The following is a 6,669-nucleotide window of genomic DNA, read 5'->3' on the forward strand; positions in this document are numbered from 1 at the left end:
TGGACCGCACCGTGATCCGCGCCCCGGTCGCGGGCGTCGGCGGCGCGCGCGGCGTGCGCCTCGGCCAGGTGGTGCAGGCGGGCGGCCAGCTGATGTCCGTGGTGCCGCTGCAGGACACCTATGTCGTCGCCAACTTCAAGGAGACCCAGGTCGGGCGGATGCGTCTGGGCCAAGAGGTCGAGATCAAGGCCGACGCCTTCCCCGGCCGATCGCTGCAGGGCCGTATCGACAGCTTCGCCCCGGCCACCGGGTCCGAGTTCGCCCTGATCCCGGTCGAGAACGCCACCGGCAACTTCACCAAGATCACCCAGCGCGTGCCCGTCCGCATCGTCGTCCAGCGCGACGCCTCGGGCCAGCCGATCGTCCTGCGGCCCGGCCTGTCGGTCGAGGTCAAGGTCGACCTGAAGAGCCAGGGCGGGCCTGCCTTCGCCGAAGCCCACATGGGCGAGACGGCGCTGGCCCAGGCCGCCGACCCGAGCTCCGCCCGGTGACGGACGCCGCCGCGTCTTCGGCTCCGGCGGCCTCCGCCGATCAGCCCGAGATCAACTGGACCGTCCTGCTGCTCGGCTTCGCCGGCATGGTCATCGGCCAGTTCATGGCCATTCTGGACATCCAGATCGTCGCCGCCTCCCTGCCGCAGATCCAGGCCGGGGTCGGCGCCTCCGCCGATGAGATCAGCTGGATCCAGACCGCCTATCTGATCCCCGAGGTCGTGATGATCCCCCTGTCGGGATACCTGTCGCGGCTGTGGGGCACGCAGAAGGTGTTTCTGGCCTCCTGTCTCGGCTTCCTGGTGATGAGCGTGGCCGTGGGCCTGTCGTCGTCGATCGAGATGATGATCGTCTTTCGCGCGCTTCAGGGCTTCGTCGGCGGGGCCATGATCCCGACCGTCTTCGCCGTGGCCTTCACCGCCTTCCCGCCCGAGAAACGGGTGACGGCCAGCGTCATCATGGGCCTGATCGTGACCCTGGCCCCCACCGTCGGCCCGACCCTGGGCGGGCATCTGACGGAATGGCTCAGCTGGCGCTGGCTGTTCTTCATCAACGTCTTTCCCGGCGCGATCGTCCTGTTCCTGGTCGGGCGCTACGCCCATTTCGACAAGGGCGACCCCAGCCTGTCCAAGGGCTTCGACTGGCTGGGCCTGATGCTGATGGCCGCCTTCCTGATGAGCCTGCAATTCGTGCTGGAGGAAGGGGCCAAGGAGGATTGGTTCGCCGACGACATGATCCTGCTGCTCAGCGTCGTCGCCGCCGTCTGCGGTCCGGCCTTCGTCTGGCGCTCGCTCAGCTACCGCAATCCGATCGTCGAGCTGCGCGCCTTCGGCAACCGCAACTTCGTGGTCGGGGTGCTGATGACCTTCATCGTCGGCGCGGCCCTGTTCGGCGGCACCTTCCTGCTGCCGCTGTTCCTCGGGCGGGTGCGCGACTATTCGGCGGCCGAGGTCGGCACGACCATGATCGTCTCAGGCCTGGCCATGTTCGCCACCGGCCCCATCGCCGGACGGCTGGTGCGCAAGGTCGACGCCCGCATCCTGATGTTCCTCGGCTTCATGATGGCCGCCTGGGGCATGTGGGACGCCCGCATCGTCACGGATCAGTGGGGCTTCTGGGAGTTCGCCGGGGTCCAGGCCATGCGCGGCGCCGGGGTCATGATCGCCATGATCGCCTCGCAGCAGGTGACGATGGCCACCCTGCCGCCGCACATGGTCAAGAACGCCTCGGGGCTGGTGAACCTCAGCCGCAACGTCGGCGGCGCCTTCGGCCTGGCCATCCTCAACACCTCCCTGACCCAGAACACCGCCCTGCACATGGCCGAGCTGACCAGCGCCATCGACCAGACCCATCAGGGGGTGCGCGACATGATGGCGGGCATGGCCGTGCGCTTCGCCGGCTCCATCGACCCCCAGGCCTCGGCGATGAAGGCCGTCTACGGCCTGTTGCAGAAACAGGCGACGACCCTGGCTTTCGGCGACGCCTTCGCCCTATTAGCCATCGGCTGCGCCTGCGCCGGTTTCCTGACCCTGTTGTCGAAGCCGGCCAAGCCCAATCCCTCCGCCGCTCCTTCGGACGCCCACTGATGCCTCGCGCCCTCGGCCAGATCGACGAACACAAGAGCCGCGCCATCCTGCGCGCCGCCGCCGAACTGTTCATGGAAAAGGGCGCCAAGGCCTCCATGGCCGAGGTCGCCCGGCGCGCGGGCGTGTCCAAACAGACCCTCTACAACCGCTATCCGACCAAGACCGACATCGCCCGCGACCTGGCGGCCCAACGCTCGGAAGAGACCCTGGCCCCCCTCGCCTCGGACATGGACGTCGAGACCGCCCTGGCGGCCCTGGCCGAGACCCTGATCCGGCGCGTCTGCATCGAGGGGCGCGGCGTCGCCCTGCGCGGCATGGCCCTGGCCTCGCCCGAGGCGCCCGAGCTGGCGCGCGTCGTCTATGACGCCGGCCCCGGCCAGAACCTGCGCCGTCTGGCCGTCTGGCTGGAGGAGCAGGACCGCCTGGGCCGCCTGTCCGCGCCTGATCCCGTCGCCGCCGCCGAGATGTTCACCGGCATGGTGCTGGGCCACGGCCACCTGCGCTCGGTGCTGGGCCTGCCCCACCCCGAGATCGACGACATTCCCGCCCGCGCCCGCGAAGCCGCCCGTCGCTTCGTGCGCGCCTTCGCGCCGCAATAGGCGTTCGCGCCCAAGTTGGCCCTGAAGGCGGATCAGCGTAAAGCCGCCCTCAGTCCCCTCACCTCCCGCCCGTCGGAGTCCTTCCCATGCTGATCCACCTGTCGTCCTGGCCCGAGATCGACGAGCGCCTGAAGTCCGGCGCCCCTCTGTCCAAGACGGTGATCGTGCCGATCGGCTCGAACGAACAGCACGGGCCGACGGGCCTTTTGGGCACCGACTGGCTGTGCCCCGAGATCATCGCCCACGCCGCCGAAAAGGGCGACGACAGCCTGGTGATCACGCCGACCTTCAACATCGGCATGGCCCAGCACCACCTGGCCTTCCCCGGCACCATCACCCTGCGCCCGTCGACCTTCATGGCGGCGATCGCCGACTGGGTATCGTCGCTGACGCGTCACGGCTTCGAGCGCATCTATTTCCTGAACGGCCACGGCGGCAACGTCGCCACCATCGAGGCCGCCTTCGCCGAGATCTACGCCGACTGGTCCTTCACGCCCGAGCCCTGGGCCGAGCGTCCGCCCTTCGTGCTGAAGCTGCGCAACTGGTGGGATCTGCCGGGCGTGCAGAAGCTGTGCGAGGACATCTTCCCGACCGGCCACGGCAGCCACGCCACCCCGTCCGAGATCGCCGTGACCCAGGCCGGCTATCCCGACCGGATCAAGACCGCCGACTATGAGCCGAAGATCGCCCCCTTCGGCCCGATCCGCGACGCCAACGACTATCGCGCCCGCTTCCCCGACGGCCGCATCGGCTCGGACCCGGCCCAGGCGACCCCGGAAAAGGGCCAGCGCATCATCGACGCCGCCGTCCCGGCCCTGATCCGCGACCTGACCGACTTCGCGCAAGAAGTCTTGCCGGTCGCCTGAAACCAGCCCAGGGTCGTTGCATGAGCCCCATGCAGAAGACGGCCCGCAACGCCCTGCGCAACGCCCAGGCTGGTCAGGAACTGGCCCAGGCCTCGGCCGCCGTCATCACGCGGCGGTTCGAGATCATGGGCGAGGCTCTGGCCGACCCCCTGCGCGCCGACCACGCCGAACTCAGCCGCATGGGCGTGGAGAAGGTCGAGGCCATGACGGCCTCGGCCGGGGCCGCCTATACCGGCGCGCTGGACCTGGCCGAGCGGGCCGGGCGTCTGGCCGCGCGCGAGGGGGCCGAGGCCGCTGACTGCCTGGCCAAACTGGCCCGCGCCGACACACCCTTCGCCTTCGCCGCCGCCCAAACCGACTGGGCCCTGGGCGCCTGGAGCCGGGCGCTGAACGACGGCTGGTCCTTCTACGGCGCGGCGCTGAAGGCGCAGGCGAAGACCATGGCCCCCGTCCACGCCAAGGCCACGGCCAATGCGCGACGCCTGAAGCGCTGACCTCGCGCGGGCGTGATGGAACGCCTCGCGCCCGCTCCGGATTGCCTTTGCATCCATGTGAAGGAGACGGCGATGGCCGAGAAAGACCCCAAAACCCCTTATCCCGGCATGATGGGCGACGGCACCGAGGAGCAGAACCTCAACCAGCCCGGCGACCCCTCCAAGCGGATCACCGAGGAAGAGGTCGACGAAGCCTTCACCAAGGATCCCAAGCTGGTGCCGAAGGAATAGGGCTTAGCGCCCCTTCCGCCCTCACGCCGTCCTTATGACCCCGCCCTTGGCCTCGACTGGCCAGGGCGTCAGCTTGCCGCCCGCGCAGGGCCCCGCGACGCAGGCGCCCGACAGCGGCTCGAACGCCGCCCCGTGCCAACCGCACAGGATCAGTGACCCGTCCGGCGTCAGATAGCGGTCCACCTCCATCGCGATGGGAAAGCCCGCGTGCGGGCAGCGATCCACCCAGCCCGCGACCTGACCGTCCTTCTTCACCACGAAGCCGTGGAAGAAGGCCTCGCCGATCTGCAGCACGAAGCCGCGCGAGCCGGGATCATTGATGTCCGCCTCCAGACACAGGGCCACGTTCGGCGGCGTCTTCCAGACCCGCTTGCGCTCCTGCGTCTCGGCCGCCGGATCCTCTTGCGTCACTATTCGCGCTCGGGCTTCAGCGGGCGGCTCATCAGGCTCTCGATCGCCTGATCCACCGTCAGTTCGCCCGCCAGCACCGCCGCCGTCGCCTCGCAAATCGGCGTGTCGACGCCCAGCTTGCGCGTCAGCTCGCGCACGGCCGGCGCGCTCTCATAGCCCTCGGCCACCGACCGCTTGCCTTCCAGCGCCTGTTCGACGCTAAGGCCCTGCCCCAAGGCCAGACCCAGACTCATGTTGCGCGACTGCGGGCTGGAGCAGGTCAGCACCAGATCGCCCACCCCGCACAGCCCCGCCACCGTCTCGGCCTTGCCGCCCAGAGCCGTGGCGACGCGGACGATCTCGGCATAGCCCCGGGTGATGACGGCCGCATGGGCGCTGCGGCCCAGTTCGCGGCCCTCGACGATGCCGCAGGCGATGGCCAGCACATTCTTCAGCGCCCCGCCCGTCTCGGCTCCGATCAGGTCATCGGCGTAATAGGGGCGGAAGACCGGCCCCGACAGAGCGCCCGCCAGCGCCTCGGCCATCGCCGCATCGGCGCAGGCCAGCGTCACGGCGCTGGGCAGACCCCGCGCCACCTCGGCGGCGAAGCTCGGCCCCGACAGCACGGCGGCCGTGGCCGAGGGAATCGTCTCGGCCAGCACATCAGTCATCAGCTTCAGCGAGCCGCGCTCAATGCCCTTGGAGCACAGGATGATGGGCAAGCCCGGCCGGGCGTAGGGCGCAAAGGCCTGCAACGTCGCGCGCATATGCTGGGCCGGCGGCACCGCCAGGATCAGGTCGCAGTCGGCCAGGTCGGCCAGGTCCGAGGTGACGTTGATGGCCGAATCCAGCTCGACCCCCGGCAGGAAAGCGTCGTTCATCCGGCGCGCGCGGATGCTCTCAATCACCTCGGGCTCGCGCGCCTGCAGGACGACGGCCAGACCCGCCGCCGCCGCGCTCTGCGCTAGGGCCGTGCCCCAGGCGCCGCCGCCAATTACGCCTGCCGTATGGAATTCCATGTCTTCTCCGGTCCCCCGACCCCCGCCGAGAGCCAAGCCGCTTTAAGCCTTGGCGCCCTTGCGGCCCGTTTTCTTGTGCACAGGATCAACGCTCGCGCGCGTCTCGTCCAGAGGCCATCGCGGCCGGGCGGCGACATCGATGTCGGAGGTCAGCCCTTTTTCCAGCCGCTCCGCCCCCGCCAGGGCGATCATCGCCGCATTATCGGTGCAATAGGCCATCGGCGGCGCAAGGAAGGCGAAGCCGTGCTTGGTCGCCAGATCCTCCAGCGTCCGCCGGATCGTCTTGTTCGCCGCCACGCCGCCCGCCACCACAAACAGGCGATGCTCATGAGCCTCGGCGTAATCCTTCATCGCCCGTTCGGAGCGTTCGGCCAGCTGACGCGCGATCGCCTTCTGCACCGCATCGGCCAGATCCGCCCGGTCCTGCTCCGTCTCGCAGGTCTGGGCCAGCCGCGACGCCGCCGTCTTCAGCCCTGAGAAGGAGAAGTCGCAGTCCTTGCGCCCCAGCAGCGCCCGCGGCAGCTCGAACCGAGACCCGTCGCCGGACTCCGCCAGCCTCTCCAGCGCCGGTCCGCCCGGATAGCCCAGCCCCATGGCCTTGGCGATCTTGTCGAAGGCCTCGCCCGCCGCGTCGTCGATGGTCGTGCCTAGACGGCTCATGTCGCCGATGCCGCGCACTTCCAAGAGCTGGCAATGCCCGCCCGAGACCAGCAGCAGCAGGAAGGGATAGGTCGTCTCCGCCCCCAGCCGCGCCGACACCGCATGGCCTTCCAGATGGTTGACCGCGATCAGCGGCAAGCCCCGCGCCAGCGCCGCCGCCTTGCCGTAGGACAGGCCGACCATGACCCCGCCCACCAGTCCCGGCCCCGCCGTCGCCGCCACGCCGTCCAGCGCGCTCCAGTCCAGCCCGGCCTCGGCCATGGCCCGGCGCGTCACGCCGTCGATCATCTCCACATGGCTGCGCGCGGCGATTTCCGGCACCACCCCGCCATA

Annotated in this window: 9 protein-coding genes; 6 read left to right on the plus strand and 3 right to left on the minus strand. The window is 69.7% G+C overall.

Going from position 1 to position 6,669, the window contains the following annotated elements; all coding sequences use genetic code 11:
- The 6 genes from B2Y21_RS05440 to B2Y21_RS05465 all read left to right on the plus strand — a co-directional run.
- A partial coding sequence (locus B2Y21_RS05440; RefSeq protein ID WP_292057732.1) for an HlyD family secretion protein occupies positions 1-491 on the plus strand: 491 nt, incomplete at its 5' end.
- Positions 488-2,077, plus strand: coding sequence for a DHA2 family efflux MFS transporter permease subunit (locus B2Y21_RS05445; protein ID WP_292057734.1), 1,590 nt, complete (start codon positions 488-490; stop codon positions 2,075-2,077). The genes B2Y21_RS05440 and B2Y21_RS05445, both read left to right, overlap by 4 nt.
- Positions 2,077-2,676, plus strand: coding sequence for a TetR/AcrR family transcriptional regulator (locus B2Y21_RS05450; protein ID WP_292057736.1), 600 nt, complete (start codon positions 2,077-2,079; stop codon positions 2,674-2,676). Before B2Y21_RS05445 ends, B2Y21_RS05450 begins: the two co-directional genes overlap by 1 nt.
- 86 nt (positions 2,677-2,762) lie before the next feature.
- The gene (locus B2Y21_RS05455; protein WP_292057738.1) at positions 2,763-3,542 is read left to right on the plus strand and encodes a creatininase family protein; all 780 of its coding nucleotides are present in this window, start codon (positions 2,763-2,765) and stop codon (positions 3,540-3,542) included.
- Positions 3,543-3,562: 20 nt separating this feature from the next.
- The gene (locus tag B2Y21_RS05460) at positions 3,563-4,036 is read left to right on the plus strand and encodes a phasin family protein (protein WP_252970223.1); all 474 of its coding nucleotides are present in this window, start codon (positions 3,563-3,565) and stop codon (positions 4,034-4,036) included.
- Between the two features lie 72 nt (positions 4,037-4,108).
- The gene (locus B2Y21_RS05465; protein WP_200168678.1) at positions 4,109-4,267 is read left to right on the plus strand and encodes a hypothetical protein; all 159 of its coding nucleotides are present in this window, start codon (positions 4,109-4,111) and stop codon (positions 4,265-4,267) included.
- A gap of 21 nt (positions 4,268-4,288) precedes the next feature.
- On the opposite strand, the gene B2Y21_RS05470 is transcribed toward B2Y21_RS05465, so the two are convergent.
- The 3 genes from B2Y21_RS05470 to tsaD all read right to left on the minus strand — a co-directional run.
- Positions 4,289-4,678, minus strand: a complete 390-nt coding sequence (locus B2Y21_RS05470) for a Rieske (2Fe-2S) protein (protein ID WP_292057744.1) — start codon at positions 4,676-4,678, stop codon at positions 4,289-4,291.
- Positions 4,678-5,676, minus strand: a complete 999-nt coding sequence (locus B2Y21_RS05475; RefSeq protein ID WP_292057746.1) for an NAD(P)H-dependent glycerol-3-phosphate dehydrogenase — start codon at positions 5,674-5,676, stop codon at positions 4,678-4,680. The genes B2Y21_RS05470 and B2Y21_RS05475 overlap by 1 nt, the downstream gene beginning before the upstream one ends.
- 42 nt (positions 5,677-5,718) lie before the next feature.
- A partial coding sequence (gene tsaD / locus B2Y21_RS05480) for a tRNA (adenosine(37)-N6)-threonylcarbamoyltransferase complex transferase subunit TsaD (protein WP_292057747.1) occupies positions 5,719-6,669 on the minus strand: 951 nt, incomplete at its 5' end.

It is taken from the genome of Brevundimonas sp. UBA5936, assembly GCA_002430835.1.
Lineage (GTDB): Bacteria > Pseudomonadota > Alphaproteobacteria > Caulobacterales > Caulobacteraceae > Brevundimonas.